Source organism: Tunturiibacter lichenicola (genome assembly GCF_051013355.1).
Taxonomy (GTDB): Bacteria; Acidobacteriota; Terriglobia; order Terriglobales; family Acidobacteriaceae; genus Edaphobacter; species Edaphobacter lichenicola_F.
Map to the genome: position 1 here is coordinate 705,089 of NZ_CP132945.1, position 16,589 is coordinate 721,677.

A 16,589-nucleotide genomic window follows, 5' to 3' on the forward strand; every position below is an offset into this window, starting at 1 on the left:
CTGCAAGCTGGCAACGCACCGCTTGGCGTTCGCAGAGCGGGGTCAGAGGCGCAGGCGGATACACGAAACGGAGAATACGTCTCCGGAAACTTCTTTTGAACCTTCGGTGTACAACCTTGGGTGGGCCGGCTTCTGACCGAAGCTGATGATCAGGAGGGCGCAGCACGGGTGGCTGTTATGAGCTACCGCATCTGGAAGGAACAGTACGGCTCTGATCCCTCGGTAGTGGGGGCCAACTACCAGCTCTTCATCCACTCGCTGAGCTGTGCTCTGGTCGCAGCAATGGTGCCTTCAGAAAGGACCGTACCGCTCACGTCCTTCACGCAATAGCTGATCGTCTTCTTGTGGATGTCTAACCCGATGAAGTGCATACTGGTCACGAGGAGCCTCCTTGGATGTCTCTGAATCAGCAAGTAATCGCTGAGTTCAGCCCTTGTACACCAAGTGCTCCTCAACTCCGCGACTTATCCATCCAAACACTTCGTCCAAGTGACGACATGGGCGTTTGTGAGGACTAATAATCCGCGCTTTGACACACCAGCGCTCGGTGAGTGCATTGGACTGTAGGTGTTGAAAACTCACTTTGCAAAAATCCTCAGAAAAAAGATCGCGTTAGGATGCCCTACAAACGATTTGTTGAGGTTGCCTAGACATTTTCTATCCCCAAATTTGTACTGGTTTTCTGAGATTTCGAGTTTTTCAACACCCACATGCGATCTCACTCATCCTTTTCCACGCGACTGTTTGTCGTTCGCTTCCTTTAGCGAAACGCACGGACGAAAATGGACACGCAGCAGAAATATTCGTCGCACGGCCAAGTGACTTGCATCCGGATTTATCTCTGAAGCGTAAAAGGAGGCAGCGTGGAAAGAGAACTACGCAATGGCAACGGGCCTTTTCTTCAATAGTTGGAAACCAGTCAGGATGGTCCAGATGGGTAGTGTGGCGACACCCATATAGGAAGCGTAAGGGAGAAGCTGATGGATAAAGGTGTTGGCAACGGAGTTTACCTCCTTGATACTCTCCATGGGCGGTTGGGGTACATAAAGCATGCTCGGATAGACAAAACAGACTCCAACAAAGCAAGCCCCAACAAGCGCTAGACCCAACCCAACAACCATGCCAAACCATCTGAGCCACACTGGAAGTGATCGGGACAAGCGCCAATTGACTACGATGAGCCATATTCCAAATATCCCTTGCGGAAGCATGTAATGGCCGTTTGACACAATCTTGCCACCGACGCCGAGCACTATCAGGAGAACGACAAAGATAACGGCCCACTTGCCTGTCGCGAATGCGGCGTTGCCAAGCCCTGGCGGAGTTTGATGGCAGAGCGCCCGCAGGCCAAATACAGCCGGGATCAACAAGAGAAATTGAAAAGCAACTCCGATGTCGTGAGCATCAAACAGCATATAAATCCGGTCGGATGGAACCCACGACGTACGTGTTGTCACGGCGGCAGTAAGCAGGCCGAACGCAGTGACACCGATAATCCCGCTAGCGATCGCTGCCCATCCTGCTTTTCGATAGATAGGGTCGACTGAAATAGAGCTGTGAGCCCCCATTCTTTCTCTATTTCCTTGGGAGATTGAGGTTTGTGCGTTCATGCGATTTCACATGTCCTTTCCACACGGCTGCTTGTCTTTCACTCCCTTTAGCGAGACGCACGAACAAAAATGGACACTCAAGCGAAAAATATTCGTCGCAGCCTCGAAGAACGGGAGAAGTGGCCGCGCGGTGGTAGCATTTCAGGCTAAGAGCAGACTGCCCATTCCGCAGAGGTCGCCGATGACCGAAGGCACCGGACACGAAATCACCGAGCTTCTGCAGGCGTGGCGCGGCGGCGACGAGCAGGCGTTGGAAAAGTTGACGCCACAGATCTACCGCGAACTGCACCAGGCTGCCCGGCGTTGCATGTGCCGTGAGCGCGACGGCCATTCCCTGCAGGCCACCGCGTTGATCAATGAACTCTACCTACGGCTCTCCGACCTGAAAGAGGTGGATTGGCAGAGTCGAGCCCACTTTTTCGCGCTGTGCGCCCGGCAGATGCGGCGGATTCTTACCGACCTTGCACGCAGTCGGCGGGCGGAGAAGCGCGGAGGCGGCGGTTATGTCCTCACGCTCGATGAGGTCCCGGAGATCTCTTCCTCATCGCATGCAGACGTGCTCGCCGTCGACGACGCGCTCAAGGCGCTCGCGCTGATCGATGAACGCAAGAGCCGGACGGTCGAGCTGCGTTTCTTTGGCGGCTTGAGCCTGGAAGAATCTGCAGAGGTCTTGCAGGTCTCGACGAAGACAGTCGCCCGCGACTGGCTGTTCGCGAAAGCCTGGTTGCTGCGCGAGATGGGTGGCAAGACCAATGAATCCTGATCGCTGGCGCAAAGTCGAGAGCGTTTTTCACGTGGCGCGAGAGGCCGGCAACGGCAAGCGCGATGAGGTACTGGCCTTGGCCTGCGCCGGCGATAAAGCATTACGACTGGAAGTCGAGTCCCTGCTCGCCGAGCACGACAAGGCGGCTGATTTTATCGAGACGCCTGCATTTGCCGCTACAGGCGGTACCGCGCGGCGATCTGCCCCTTCGTCTGCACCGAGTCCCGTCTGCGGAGTGGCCGAGGGTGTTATTGGCCACTATCGCATTCTGGAGAAGATCGGTAGCGGTGGTATGGGAGTGGTCTATAGAGCCGAAGACTTAAACCTGCGTCGGCAGGTGGCGCTAAAATTTCTTCCCGAGGAAGTCGCCGGGCATCCGAAGGCGCTTCAGCGTTTTCGAATGGAGGCGCAAGCGGCTTCGGCGCTAAACCATCCGAATATCTGCACGATCTATGAGGTCGATGAGGTTGATGGCAAAGTCTTCATTGCGATGGAACTGCTCGAAGGCCAGACGCTCAAGAAGAGGATCGCGAGCAAGCCGCTGCCGCTTGAGACGGTGATCGACTTAGGAGCGCAGATCGCAGGGGCGATCAATGCGGCGCACTCCAAGGGCATCGTGCATCGCGACATCAAGCCGGCGAATATCTTCGTGATAAAACCGCGCCGGATCAAGGTGCTGGACTTCGGGCTGGCGAAGCTTACGGGGCGCGAGCCGGGTTCTGACGAGACGGGAATGGCCGACGGGACGGAGCCCGGGATGGTGATGGGCACGGTCGGCTATATGTCCCCGGAGCAGGTGCGCGGGCGGGCCGTCGATGGACGGACGGACATCTTCGCTTTTGGCGCGATCCTGCACGAGATGCTTGCGGGACAGCGGGCTTTTGAAAGGCCGACCGCGGCGGAGACGATGGCCGCCATCCTGAACGAAGAACCTCCTCCTATCTCTGAGCTTGCGCCAAGCGCACCTCCGGCTCTAGCCCGGGTGATCCAACGTTGCCTCGAGAAGGACCCGGAGCAGCGTTTTCAGTCGGCTTCTGATTTGGCCTTTGCACTGGAGGCGTTGTCGGAATCGAGCGGCGCAAAGGTTCCTGCGATAGGACGAGGCCGGCGCTCCAGACGGACCTGGGCATGGTCGGCTGTCGCATCCGGCGCGGTGGTTGCGCTTGCCGGACAGGTCGTCATTTGGTGGCGAACACCGCCTGCGGTTCCGGTGGTGGAGTCGGTCACGCCGCTCACCGATGATGGTCAACCGAAGCCGGGTACGGGAGCAACTTTCACGGATGGGTCGCGGGTTTATTTTAATGAGGGTTTGGAGGGTAGTTGGAAGATAGTACAGGTTTCGGTCACCGGAGGTCCGACCGCCTCGATTGACAGCTCGCTCCACGATGTCGCTATCCTCGGTGTGTCGCCCAATGGTTCAGCAGCCCTCGTCGCGACCGGCAGGTTTCGGCCTTATATTCCCCCAACTGGCCTCCCATGGTTGATTCCGCTTCCGGCGGGAGAGCCGCGCCGGCTGGGGGCTCTTGAGGAGACTGGAGGCGTGGGATATTTTCCTGACGGCCAACTGGTTTTCGGTCAGAATTGGGATTTATTTGTCGCCGACGCAGATGGCGCGAATCCGCGCAAGCTTGCTTCCGTGGGAAATGCTGCTTTTTCCCCAAGTGTTTCACCCGACGGGCGGCGAATAGTCTTCACGGAATACTTGTCCGCTAGTCGTTCCCTGGTCGAAGTTGGGTCAGATGGCAAGAGGATGCGCATTGTCGACAATACTCCTGTTGCGGGTCGCGGGGTTTGGTCCGCCGACGGCAAGTACCTCCTCAATCAGGATGTCAGCGGCGACCACAGACGCGATATTTGGGCGATCCCGATGGAAAAGACCCTCTTTCGCCGATCAATCAGGCCAATCCAGCTCACGGCGGGGCCGCTCTCCTATTCAGGGGTGTCTGTGAGTCGGGATGGGAAGCAGATCTTCGCGATCGGAACGATGGATCGCGGCGAGTTGGTTTGCTACGAAATGAAATCTCATCAGTTCCTGCCATTTCTCTACGGGATTTCTGCGATATTCCCGACCTTCTCCCGGGATGGGCGATGGGTGGCTTACGATTCCTACCCCGACAGAAGTCTGTGGCGCAGCCGCAGCGACGGGAGCGAAAAGATGCGGCTGACCTACCCTCCGATGGTAGTCGATAACCCGATCATCTCTCCGGATGGAACCAAAGTAGCGTTCACGTCTGCAGCCCCAAACGAGCTCATGGTGGTCGACATGAATGGGCTGCTTCCGCCTAAAACGGTCGCGAAAGGGGATGACGATAATTGGGCGCAAGCGAGAAACTGGTCCCCGGATGGAAATCTTTTGCTGATCTATATCAAGGGGGAGTTAGCGATTTACAACATGCGGACGGGAAAGGCGTCAGTTGTTCCCGCGTCCAAAGATACACTCGGCTATTGGATCGACCAGAACAGTATCCTGGGCCTCCGGGAAGAAGATAATGCGAAGTTTCTGACCTTTGACCTCAGGACACTGAAATGGGCGGATCTAGCCACAGTGGCCACGAACGGTATCTGGGAGGTCTCGCCGGACGGCAAGTATGTCTACTACGAGACCGGAGGCGAAGATCCAAAGGCCTGGAGGCTACGGCTCGCCGATCGCCAGATCGAGATGATCACCAGCCTGAAGGAGCCCAGCCGGGCGCGAGATCTGGGATGGGTCGGCAGCATCGACATTGCACCGGATGGATCGCCGATATTCACCCGGAACATCGGGACCCAGGAAGTCTATGCGCTGAATGTCCGTTGGCCGAAGTGACTCGTAAATGGGAGCTGGCGATGTCGAAAGCGTTCAAAACTTAGAACGGGATCGTTCGATCCCGTTCTCTACAACCAGCGATTACTCCTCGCCAGCTGCGTTGTGAACTCGAACTGTACCGGCACGATATCGGTGCCCAATGGACCGTCCTTTGATATCTTTATTGCTCCGGACTGAGAAAGTATCTCCAGCGTCGCTACGGCCCCGGCCGGCGACGAGTGTGATTCACAGGGTCTCGAAGAAGTAGAACAATAACGGCACGTAGCCGCGGGGACAAGCGGTCTAATCGGCAGACTACCTTTGTTTTGTTGAAGGAATGACTTTCGCGCCGGCGCTTTTCCCGGGCGATTATGCAGGCAGCCTAGCGGAGCCTCGAAATTGATGACCCCTGTCGCCAAGTTGCTGAATAACGGGGCAACCTCAGCCGTCAGCGAATCTAATTTGCCGCAACGTGGCATCAGCATATCGCGTTACATATGACGCAGCAACAATCTCCGCTTTCATCTGGGAATAACCGGAGTTTTCGCAAACTGACCTTGTGCTTTCACGAGATACTGTAACCAAGGTCTGTTTCAGCCGATGCTGCGATCGTTTCTCCACTCCAGGACGCCATGAACAACAGCCGGGAATTCTTGGACGCTACACCGAATGAAGCGCCCGTTCGAGGGTTCGTGCACCGGCCGACCGGTTCGGGCGGCGACTGCCTTGTACTAACGCACGGTGCGGGAGCGAACTGCGGATTTCAGCTTCTCGTAGCACTGGCGGTTGCGTTTTGCAACTCGGGGCTAACAGTCCTTCGTTGCGATCTTCCCTTCCGCCAGATGCGACCACATGGGCCGCCACCGCGCGGCAGTGCTGAGCGCGATCAACAAGGACTTCGAGCGGCAGTTGGATCCCTGCGCCGAGAAACTTCGGGCCGAATGTTCCTCGGCGGTCATTCGTACGGAGGGAGGCAAGCGTCGATGCTCTGCGCGACCGAACCCGGTCTCGTCGACGGACTTCTATTGCTCTCATATCCGCTTCACCCACCACAACGACCGAATGAGTTACGAACGGAGCACTTCCCACGCCTCCGAACTCCGGCGATGTTCGTCCACGGCACGCGGGATGGGTTCGGCTCTATCGATGAGGTGGTGGCGGTGCTGAAGCTCATTCGGGCAAGGACCGTACTGCTTCCAGTTCCTGGCGCAGGGCACGAACTCGTGACGAAGCGGAATCACGAGGAGGTGCCCAAGCTAGTCGTCGAGGCATTCCAATTATTCGCTTCCGGTTCTATCTCGGTCACCGAGCCTAAACAAGCGCCATGAGAGCTTTTCTGAGACATTTCCCAAACGAGGACTTCTAGGGCGCTCAGTCGGTGCAAAAAGCGATTTCGCACTCCCTGAAGCACGGTCCGTCCCCAGAAATTGACCTTAGTGCTACTCGAAGAGGGAGATGGCGACTCGGAAATCGTCGGCCAGGCGCCGGTATAGCTCCTGTACGGTGCGGAGCGCCAAAAGTTGGTCTGTAGCGGCTCCGAGGCGATCATTTTTTCGATGGCCTCAATGTCGATCACGGATCTTCGATGGAACGGCAGATTCTGGAGCTTGCTGAATAGCGGCTTCCCGCTTTTCGGGCATGTAGCTAGAGCCTGACGAAACGAGTCTGGTAGATTAGTTAAAGATTCTGGGGTGCCCGCAAGGGCGTAACAGGGAAGCCGGTGTGAATCCGGCATGGTCCCGCCACTGTGTTCAGGAGACGGACTCTTCGTAAGCCACTCGATCATACCGAGGAAGGCGAAGATTCTAGAGCGTTGAGAATAAGCGCTCAGCCTGTCAATCAGGAGACCTACCTCAGATATAGCTTGATTCTTCTCCGCGTGGAAACGGGAAGCAATCGCTCAAAGGTCTTTGAGCTTTGCGCCTCTTTTCCCGCTGTTGGTGAGGTGCACTTGTTCAGCCCGATGTCGATCTCCCCCGCTATCGCTCGAAGAGCAGGCGCTCCATGAGAGTAGGACCACACTTCTGTCCAGGCGTCCTTCATGCAGTCCAGGCAAAGGACGGTCTGCTCATTCGAATCAGGGTGCCGGGAGGTTTGATCGAAGCAAATCAACTGAGGACAATCGCTGATCTGTCCAGTGGCTTTGCCGACGGCACCATTGAAATTACCTCGCGGGCAAACCTTCAGCTGCGCGGAATTCGGACCGAAGACCTCGGCCAGATCGTTGACGGCATTTCTTCTGCCGGGCTCCTGCCCTCTCAGCATCATGATCGCGTCCGCAATATCGTCACCAGTCCCATCGCCGGGATCGACCCCGGGGAACTCATCGATCCGCGACCGCTCATCCGTCAGTTCGATCAGCGTTTGCAGGCCGACACAGCCTTTGTAAACCTCCACCCCAAGTTCAGCTTCGCGATTCACGGCGGACCCAAACGGTTCAGCCGCGATATCGACGATGTCTCTCTCGATGCAGTGAATCTTGGTGCCGCACCCTATCTTCGCATTTCCCTCGGTGGAGTCTCTCCGAGCTTCGTAGTGAAGCCAGGTGACGCCGTCGACTGCATGTTGTCAACAACAAGGATGTGTATCGAACTGGCGAAGGAGTCGAGCCTGCCCGTTCGCGTGAAAGCGGTCATGTCGATCCCCGGAGCGATGGACCGTGTCCTCGATGTCCTCTCGCACATGTTGCAGCCGTCGCCTCTTTCACTGCCCGCTAGCACAGTCAACGAACCCCTTATGGGCATCTATACCACGACTCAAGATGGCCGAGTGAGCATCATCCCATCCGTCCCACTCGGTCGGCTCAACCCGGAACAGGCACGCTATTTTGCCGACGCGTCGAACGAGTGGGCGGGTGATCTTCGACTTGCTCCGTGGCGCGGTGTTGTCCTTGGTTCTATTCCGAAGAGCGCGGCAGACAATATCGTTGCCCAGCTTCGCGCCATAGGATTGTCCTGTGAAGGACGAGACGGATTTCAAGGAATTGCAGCTTGCGCCGGAATCACTGGGTGCGATGCGTCGCTGGCCGATGTGCGGGACGACGCAGCTTCGCTCGCGCAGCGCCTTTTAGGCCACGGTGTGCCTTCCGGATGGACGGTGAACCTATCCGGATGCGACAAGCAATGCGCACGTCGGCACGGCGCGACCGCCGAACTTGTCGCCGGCCCGTTGGGCTACACCCTCAGTGTCAAGGGACGTCGTGTGGCGTCCGACTGTTCGCGTGAATTCGCGCTCGATGCGGTCGCCGCACTGCACGAAAATTTGTTGTCCGAGGTTGCTGCCCGATGAACTACGTCAAGGATGGCGCGGCTATTTATCACGAGTCTTTTTCCATCATCAGAAGAGAGGCCGATCTATCTGCTTTTCAGACCGATCTCGCTCGCGTCGTCGTCCGCATGATCCATGCGTGCGGCATGACGGACCTGCCGCAGGATGTCCAGGCGTCACCGGATGCAGCCTCGACGGGCGTCAATGCGTTACTCGCGGGTGCGCCACTGTTTTGCGATGCGACGATGGTGGCAAATGGAATTACGCGTTCCAGGCTCCCACGGAATAACGAGGTCATCTGCACGTTGAGCGATGCGCGAACTACTGAACTTGCGGCGAACCTACAAACCACCCGAAGTGCCGCCGCTGTCGAATTATGGCGAGAGAAACTCGCCGGCTCCGTCGTTGTCATCGGCAACGCTCCCACCGCGCTCTTCCATCTACTCGACATACTCGACGATGGAGCGCCGCGGCCAGCACTGATCGTTGGCATACCTGTCGGATTCGTAGGAGCGGCCGAATCCAAAGCAGCACTTGCCGCCAATCCGTTTGGAATTCCCTTCCTCACCGTTCGAGGACGGCGCGGCGGCAGCGCCATTGCGGCGGCAGCCGTCAATGCGCTCGCGAGTGAGAAGGAATGAGCGCAGACGCACGAAGCGGACGTCTCTTCGGAGTCGGTGTCGGTCCCGGCGATCCGGAATTGATTACGGTCAAAGCGCAGCGTGTGCTCAGGCAGGCGCAGGTCATTGCCTATCCGTGCGCCAGACATGGACAGAGCAACGCTCGTTCGATCGTTTGCTCAGAACTGATTCATGGCCAGACCGAGCTTCCGATGATGTACCCAGTTACGACAGAGCAGACTGACCATCCCGGAGGATACGAGGTGGCGCTGTCGCAGTTCTATGACGAGATGGCCGAACAGATCGCGGGCCACCTTGCAAACGGGCGAGATGTGGCCATCCTGTGCGAGGGCGACCCGTTCTTTTATGGGTCGTATATGTACCTTCATGACCGTCTCGCTCATCGCTTTTCGACGCAGGTAATTCCTGGAGTTGCCTCGATTATGGGCGCAGCTGCACAGCTTGGGACGCCGCTCGTCCGCAGGGACGCCGAGTTCACGGTGCTGCCCGGAACTCTCTCGGAAGACATATTGATCGCAAAGCTAAGCCAGCAGAATGCCTTTGCCATCATGAAGCTCGGCCGAAACTTCGCCAAGGTAAAGCGGGCCATCGATACCGCCGGCCTCGCGGACAAAGCACTCTTCATCGAACGAGCGACGATGGCTGCCGAACGCATCATCCCGCTCCGCGAGGTCGATCCGCTCCATGTCCCCTACTTCTCGCTCATCCTGATTCCCGATGCAAGTCAGGCCAAGCGGGACGAAACCATTCGGAGTGCCGGTTGGATCTCCGTCGTTGGCCTAGGCCCGGGTGCTGTTGGCTGGATCACGCCCGAAGCTCAGCAGGCGCTTACGGAGGCGACAGACCTCGTCGGTTATCACACGTATCTCGATCGAGTCCCTGTGAGATCCGGTCAGCGCCGCTTCGGCTCCGACAACAAGGTTGAGGCGGACCGCGCACGGCACGCTCTTTCGCTTGCTGAAACAGGCCGTCGCGTTTGCGTCGTCTCCTCGGGCGATCCGGGCATCTTTGCCATGGCTTCCGCTGTTCTGGAATGCGTGGACCAGGGGCCGCCAGTCTGGCGCTCGCTTGATATTCGCATCCTTCCCGGATTGTCGGCGATGCAGGCAGCAGCTTCAAGAGTGGGCGCTCCTCTAGGGCACGACTTCTGTGTCATCTCGCTCTCCGACCGACTCAAACCCTGGGAGATCGTGGCGAAGAGGCTGGAAGCGGCAGGTGCCGCCGACTTCGCGATCGCAATCTACAACCCGATCTCATCGCAACGGCTATGGCAACTCGCCGAGGCGCGGACGATCATCGCCAAACACAGAGGCCCTGAGACACCTGTTGTCCTTGCACGCAGCGTCGGCAGGTCAGACGAACGAATTACTATCACCGATCTCGAACACTTCGATCCTTCGCTCGCCGATATGCAAACAATCGTTCTCATTGGTTCCTCAACAACCCGGGCGATTGCATTGTCGAACGCCAGGAAGCTCATCTACACTTCTCGGATCTACGGTGACAGGAGTTCTGGCGCATGAGTGCCGCTGAACGTTGGTTGTCGATCGTAGGCATCGGCGAAGATGGTTGGGATGGACTGAACAGTGAGGCCAAACGAGCAGTCGAGTTCGCTGAGTTGGTCTACGGAGGAGCCCGCCACCTTGCCCTCCTACCAACTGCCGGTTCGTCTGCAACCCGTATCCCTTGGCCTTCTCCGATGACCCCGGCCGTGCAGCAAATCCTCACGGAGTATCGCGGAAAGAAGAGAGTGACCGTGCTCGCCAGTGGCGATCCGATGCTCCACGGTGTGGGAGTACCTCTTACCCGCGACCTTGTTGCAACCGAGTTTCGCGTTATTCCGCAGGTCTCCGCTTTCTCTCTTGCCTGTGCGCGGCTTGGCTGGCCGATGGCAGAGACGCCCCTGATTACGCTGGTCAACCGACCGATAGAGCAGTTGCTCCGTCATCTCTGTCCTGATCAACGGCTTGTCATCTTCTCCGAAGACGGCAGCACGCCGGCGACCGTTGCGCGGCTCCTGACGGAGTCTGGATACGGATCAAGCAAGATTGATGTCTTCGAAAATCTGGGTGGTTCCTCAGAGCGCAACATCAGGGATCTAGCGGCATGCTGGCTGAACAAGCAGTGCGGCAAGCTGAATCTAATGGCGGTCCTATGCGTTCCCGACACGGCGGCCAGGCCGTTGTCTCTGGCTCCGGGTTTACCGGACGATACCTTTGATACAGATGGGCAGTTGACCAAGCGTGAGGTTCGTGCGGTGACGCTGTCTCGGCTCGCCCCGCTACCAAACCAAACCCTCTGGGATGTCGGAGCCGGCACCGGATCGATCGGTATCGAGTGGATGCGTGTTCATCCCTCGTGCTCCTGCATCGCTTTCGAAGCGCGAGAGGAGCGGGCAGTTCGAATCCGGGAGAATGCCGCGCGGCTCGGGGTACCAACGTTGAGGGTCATTCAAGGGACTGCGCCCGACGCCTTTGCAGGCCTGCGGCCGCCGGATGCGATCTTCATCGGAGGAGGCGTCGCCAACGACGACCTCTTCGACGCTTGCTGGGCAAAGCTTTCACCCGCTGGTCGTCTAGTTGCAAACGCAGTCACGCTGCAGAGCGAAGCGAGCCTTGTCGCACGACATACACTGTATGGAGGCGATCTGATGCGGATGACGGTTTCCCGAGCCGACCTGATCGGCAGCTTATATGGATGGCGACAGATGATGCCGATTACTCAGTGGACGGTGATCAAGCCGTGACCGATATGATCCAGCATGAGCGTCTGTCCATCGGATTCGGCAGCTCCTCCCGCGCCTGCAGCGACGATGTCATCCGATTGATCGAAGTATCCGTCGATCAGATACCTTCCGGCACCATGCTCGCGACGCTCGACCGTCGCGCTTCAATAGGCGAGATCGTAGCCTCGCTACTGGGGCTTCGTCTTGTGCTCATCCCGGCAAGCATCCTTGCAAGCGTCGCGGAAGTCACCACACACTCGCCATTGGCTCTCTCTAAAACACGAACCGCCAATGTTGCGGAAGCATCCGCGCTGGCCTCGCTTGGCCCTTCTGCGCGCCTCATAGTACCGCAAACGAAAGGGCGCTTTTGCACCTGTGCCATCGCGGCGCTTCCCATAACGGTGCGTCCATGATCGTCCACTTCATTGGCGCCGGTCCAGGCGCCGCCGATCTCCTTACTCTGCGGGGCCGGGATCACATCCACAACTCACCGGTTTGCCTCTATGCCGGATCGCTTGTGCCCAAGGAAATACTTGCCCATGCACCACTCGGCGCTCGCATCGTCAATACGGCCGAGATGAATCTTGATGAGATCATTGCGGAGATTGCCGATGCGCACGCCAAAAGCCTCGACGTTGCTCGCATCCACTCCGGCGATCTCTCGATCTGGAGCACCATGGCAGAACAGATTCGTCGCCTAAACGTGCTTGGTATTCCTTACGATGTCACTCCGGGTGTTCCTGCATTTTCCGCCGCCGCCGCCGCTCTCAACCAGGAGCTCACGCTGCCGAACGTAGCTCAGACCCTAATCCTCACTCGCACCTCGACAAGATCCACACCGATGCCAGCAGGAGAAGACCTCGCAACCCTGGGCCACACCGGTGCGACGCTCGCCATTCACCTCTCCATCATGAACCTCGACCAGGTATCGTCCCAGTTGTTACCCCTCTACGGCGAAGACTGTCCCGTCATCGTCGTCTTCAGGGCCAGTTGGCCCGACCAGCGCATCTTGCGCGGCACTCTGTCGACCATTCAAGGGATTGTCAAGGCATCCGGTATCAATCGCAATGCCCTCATTCTGGTTGGGCGGTCTCTCGACCAGTCGCCCTTCGGCGAAAGCTACCTCTACTCCACGGCAAGGGATCGCACGGATACTTCCGAGCAATAGCGCTATGGACGCAGACAAGGTCATCGAGATGCAATCCGTTACAACCCCAACTCGAACTCACGTGCCACGAGTTCTCATTCTGGGTGGAACAAGCGAGGCATCGGAGCTTGCCACGCACTTGGCTGCCAGATCCGATGTGACCGTGATCTCATCCCTCGCCGGCCGAGTGAGCCAGCCCAAGCTACCCGCCGGGATTGTTAGAGTTGGAGGCTTCGGCGGGGTTGCCGGATTGATGTCTTATTTGGTCGGTGAAAATATCGGAGTGGTCATCGATGCGACCCATCCCTTCGCCTCGAAGATAAGTGGCAACGCCGAGTTGGCCTGCAATACCTTAAGCCTTCCGCTTATCGCGTTGGAACGCCCACCGTGGGAGCCAAACGAGCACGATTGCTGGTGCACGGTACCCGATGCACAAGCCGCTGCGTCAATGGTCAATCATCAGCGCAACCGTGTATTTCTCTCCATTGGACGGCAGGAGCTTGGCGCATTTTCCAACTGCGAAGACGCATGGTTTCTGGTGCGCGCCATCGATGCCCCCAGCGAAACGTTGCCCGCCAACTCAAAACTGATTCTGAAGCGTGGCCCGTTTCATCTCAACGATGAACTGCAGATGCTTCGCTCTGAGTTCATCAGCCTTATCGTGTCCAAAAATAGCGGTGGCACAGCAACCTATTCAAAGATCGAGGCGGCGAGAGCCCTCCAGATTCCAGTCGTCATGATCGATCGCCCACGGAAACACAACGTCCCGACTGTACCGCAATCGGATGACGTGCTTCAAAAACTTGCACAACTACTGTGAATGTCCCGACTGCGATGTTGTCTCCCGCGGAGTAATGGTTACTATGAGAAAGCTCTATCTAATCGGCATTGGTGCCGGCAATCACGAATACATCACGGTGCAGGCGATCAAAGCACTAAACCTCGTAGACGTATTCTTTTTCATGGACAAGGGCGAAACGAAGCAGGACCTCGTCAACCTCAGAAAACAGATATGTGAACGATATATCGAGAACAGGTCATATCGTGTGGTCGAAGCAGATGATCCTGTTCGTGACCCGACCATATCGGATTACACGACTCGCGTTGAACTCTGGCATCGACAAAGAGCCTTGATCTATGAAGAGATGATCGCACGGCAACTGGAAGAGGATCAGTGCGGCGCTTTCCTCGTCTGGGGTGACCCATCACTCTACGACAGCACCCTTAGAGTGATCGAACACATCATGGCCCGCGGAAGACTTTGTTTTGAGTTCGAAATCATCCCAGGCATCACCAGTCTTCAGGCGTTGGCCGCCCGCCACAAGATCTCTCTAAATGGGATAGGTGAATCAATCGTCATTACGACAGGCCGCCAACTCGCTGCCGGCCTGGGTGGCACTGCGGAGAGAACAATCGTGATGCTGGATGGGCAATGCTCCTTCAACACTTTGCTCGACGAAGAGCTTGATATTTTCTGGGGTGCCTATCTGGGAATGGAGCAAGAGGTTCTCCTGTCGGGAAAAATCGCTGAAGTGGCAAGCAGGATTGTAGAAGTTCGGAATGAACAGAGACAGAATAATGGTTGGATAATGGACACCTATCTCCTAGCGAAACCAAAAGCGGTTGCTCAAGCTGGATTACCTCGCACCGGCACTTCCTGCGATCACAACGATTTGTAACGGCAGGAGACTTAGAGCAGTCGGGAACGACCTTCCGTCGGTAATTCGTTTTTCTTTTGCTCCAAGAGGCAAACAGCTGTGATGGCGAACAGGAGAGCTGCCAGGCGTCTTCACGCGAGGCAAGTCAGCAACATATCGCGATATTCGTCCTAAGACGCGGAAACGTGCGAAGGCCAAGCGTTCTCCGTATCCTTCGGCTGCTCTTGACTTTGATGGGCTACCAGGGAATTCGTCCCGTGCCCTCATCCTATTTTCGAATCACGTGGCGCAAAATCTCCAACGCATTCAGAGAACACTGCGAGCCAAGAAATTCCAGGATTTCGGAGTTCTGGGCGGTTAACGGGCAACCCGCACCTTACCCGTCGTTGGCCGTTCGGGCGCGTAACGGAAGGGTTGCCGACCTCCATGATAAGTCTTTGTCAAGTGGGGCAAAGATGTCCGTTCGCGCTTTGGGGAGCGCGTGCTTTTATCTTGCAGCATCATCAGCTCGCGATTGGGCCTCTCGGCGGGGTTCCTGCGTGGCGCAGAACCAGACATCCATTCACTGTATCGGGTCCTTGGACCTTCACAGAAGATTGAGTAAGTGTTTCCTGCCAGTCCCGAAACAATCCGTGTGAGGCCTCGGGAGGTTGAACTCCGTCGCCCAGTCGGCAACTGCGGGACCTGGCAGGTCGCGCGTGATGATCTGCTGCTTCGTAGCGGCGTTAGGCCGCTGCTCTTGGTTCTCCTGCCACTACGAACTCTCGACCGCTGCGGTCGACCGCAAGCAGATAGGCTACAAGCTTCCGTGCCACCGCGAGGGTGGCACGGTTGGCATGGCCCTTCTGCTTTTCCGCCTCATAGACCAGAGCCAGGTCGGGGCTCAGCCGCGGTCCAAGCTTGGCCGCTTCGACGAGCACCGATTGCAGGTGCTTGTTCCTCTGCTTAGAGATCGGCATGCGCTTGACCACCTCGGCTGAACTTCGTTCCGCGGCGCAAAGACCGCAGTAGCTGATGGCCTGCTTCACCGAACCGAAGCGAGCCACATCATCGATCTCGAGAACCCAGGTCAGCGCCGTGATGGGGCCGACGGCAGGGATCGTCATGAGACGTTCGACGCGGTCGGACAGCAGCGGATCGCGGGCCAGTGAGCGTACCAGTGCGCCTTCGGTCTTGCCGAGCCGCACGATGGTCTCACGGCAGATCGTCAGCAGCGGTCGCAGGCCCTCACGGATGTCCGGGTTCGTCGTCATCAACTCCTTGAAGTAGCCCACCTTGTGGAGCTTCTGCTTGTTGTAGACCACGCCGGACTCCATCAGCATATGCGAGATCTTGTTCCGCAACTGCACGTTCTGCCGTACCAGAAGCTTGCGGTAGCGAAGCGTCCTGCGTCGTTCGCGAATCTCCGTCGAAGCCATGTAACACTCCGGGAGGAAGTTGCACCGCAGGCAATCGGCAATCTTGCTCGCATCGATGCGATCGGTCTTCTTCTTAGATGCGGCGATCGCTCGCAGCATGAGCGGGTGTGCAACCTTCACCGCGGCTGCATGAGGGAGCAAATGATCATAGATCCAGCCCGTGAACATGGTTGCTTCCATGGCCACCGTCCACGGTTGATGCAGCGTTCGTATCCAGTCATCCAGGCTCTGCCGGGTGGATGGAATCGTACCCTCTGCCAGCACCGCACCGGCAGCGTCCTTCACGCAATAACTGATCGTCTTCTTGTGGATGTCTAAACCGATGAAGTTCATACTGGTCATGAGGAGCCTCCTTGGATGTCTCTGAATCAGCGGGTAACCGCCGAGTTCAGCACTTGTACACCAAGTGCTCCTCCTACCGCTGACTTATCCATCCAAACAATCCTGGAGTCAAGTGACGAGAAGCGCGTTTCCGAGGACTGAACCGAAGATTGGATCCTAACCCAGGTTTCATGAACCCCTGTTATCGTCAACTCACCCGGCGTTCACCATAGCGGCGGTAAAGAGTCATCGAT

The 16,589-nt window shown here is 57.4% G+C and carries 14 protein-coding genes and 1 riboswitch; of the genes, 11 read left to right on the plus strand and 3 right to left on the minus strand.

All coding sequences use genetic code 11. The features are described from left to right. Positions 1-236: 236 nt before the first annotated feature. A complete protein-coding gene (locus tag RBB82_RS25670; RefSeq protein WP_433976028.1) occupies positions 237-380 on the minus strand; it encodes a hypothetical protein in 144 nt (47 codons plus the stop codon). 495 nt (positions 381-875) lie between these two features. Then, positions 876-1,568: a hypothetical protein gene (locus RBB82_RS25675; RefSeq protein ID WP_433975967.1), complete on the minus strand. Its 693-nt coding sequence runs from the start codon at positions 1,566-1,568 to the stop codon at positions 876-878. A gap of 223 nt (positions 1,569-1,791) precedes the next feature. Between RBB82_RS25675 and RBB82_RS25680 the strand changes: the two genes are divergently transcribed. From RBB82_RS25680 to cobF, 11 genes are all read left to right on the plus strand, one after another. Then, complete coding sequence (locus tag RBB82_RS25680) at positions 1,792-2,373, plus strand: sigma-70 family RNA polymerase sigma factor (RefSeq protein WP_433975968.1); 582 nt, start codon at positions 1,792-1,794, stop codon at positions 2,371-2,373. Next, positions 2,363-5,179, plus strand: coding sequence for a protein kinase domain-containing protein (locus tag RBB82_RS25685; protein WP_433975969.1), 2,817 nt, complete (start codon positions 2,363-2,365; stop codon positions 5,177-5,179). Before RBB82_RS25680 ends, RBB82_RS25685 begins: the two co-directional genes overlap by 11 nt. Before the next feature lie 611 nt (positions 5,180-5,790). Next, entirely contained in the window at positions 5,791-6,486 is a 696-nt protein-coding gene (locus RBB82_RS25690; protein ID WP_433975970.1) for an alpha/beta hydrolase family protein, read from the plus strand. Positions 6,487-6,830: 344 nt separating this feature from the next. Next, positions 6,831-7,028: riboswitch (cobalamin riboswitch) on the plus strand. A gap of 134 nt (positions 7,029-7,162) precedes the next feature. Further along, positions 7,163-8,446, plus strand: coding sequence for a precorrin-3B synthase (gene cobG, locus RBB82_RS25695; RefSeq protein WP_433975971.1), 1,284 nt, complete (start codon positions 7,163-7,165; stop codon positions 8,444-8,446). Next, a complete protein-coding gene (locus tag RBB82_RS25700; protein WP_433975972.1) occupies positions 8,443-9,066 on the plus strand; it encodes a precorrin-8X methylmutase in 624 nt (207 codons plus the stop codon). Before cobG ends, RBB82_RS25700 begins: the two co-directional genes overlap by 4 nt. Next, a complete protein-coding gene (locus tag RBB82_RS25705) occupies positions 9,063-10,589 on the plus strand; it encodes a precorrin-2 C(20)-methyltransferase (protein ID WP_433975973.1) in 1,527 nt (508 codons plus the stop codon). Before RBB82_RS25700 ends, RBB82_RS25705 begins: the two co-directional genes overlap by 4 nt. Then, positions 10,586-11,812, plus strand: coding sequence for a precorrin-6y C5,15-methyltransferase (decarboxylating) subunit CbiE (cbiE, locus tag RBB82_RS25710; RefSeq protein WP_433975974.1), 1,227 nt, complete (start codon positions 10,586-10,588; stop codon positions 11,810-11,812). Before RBB82_RS25705 ends, cbiE begins: the two co-directional genes overlap by 4 nt. A 5-nt stretch (positions 11,813-11,817) precedes the next feature. Further along, positions 11,818-12,204, plus strand: coding sequence for a cobalamin biosynthesis protein (locus RBB82_RS25715; RefSeq protein WP_433976021.1), 387 nt, complete (start codon positions 11,818-11,820; stop codon positions 12,202-12,204). Continuing rightward, positions 12,201-12,959 (plus strand): precorrin-4 C(11)-methyltransferase, encoded by a 759-nt coding sequence (gene cobM / locus RBB82_RS25720; RefSeq protein WP_433975975.1) that lies wholly within the window; start codon positions 12,201-12,203, stop codon positions 12,957-12,959. The genes RBB82_RS25715 and cobM overlap by 4 nt, the downstream gene beginning before the upstream one ends. A gap of 4 nt (positions 12,960-12,963) precedes the next feature. Next, positions 12,964-13,758, plus strand: a complete 795-nt coding sequence (locus RBB82_RS25725; protein ID WP_433975976.1) for a cobalt-precorrin-6A reductase — start codon at positions 12,964-12,966, stop codon at positions 13,756-13,758. Positions 13,759-13,801: 43 nt separating this feature from the next. Continuing rightward, positions 13,802-14,617 carry a precorrin-6A synthase (deacetylating) gene (cobF, locus tag RBB82_RS25730; RefSeq protein WP_433975977.1) on the plus strand — a complete coding sequence of 272 codons (816 nt, stop codon included), beginning with the start codon at positions 13,802-13,804 and terminating at the stop codon, positions 14,615-14,617. A 704-nt stretch (positions 14,618-15,321) separates the two neighbouring features. Here cobF and RBB82_RS25735 read toward each other — a convergent pair. Then, positions 15,322-16,356 carry an IS110 family transposase gene (locus RBB82_RS25735; protein WP_433975978.1) on the minus strand — a complete coding sequence of 345 codons (1,035 nt, stop codon included), beginning with the start codon at positions 16,354-16,356 and terminating at the stop codon, positions 15,322-15,324. Positions 16,357-16,589 lie beyond the last annotated feature (233 nt).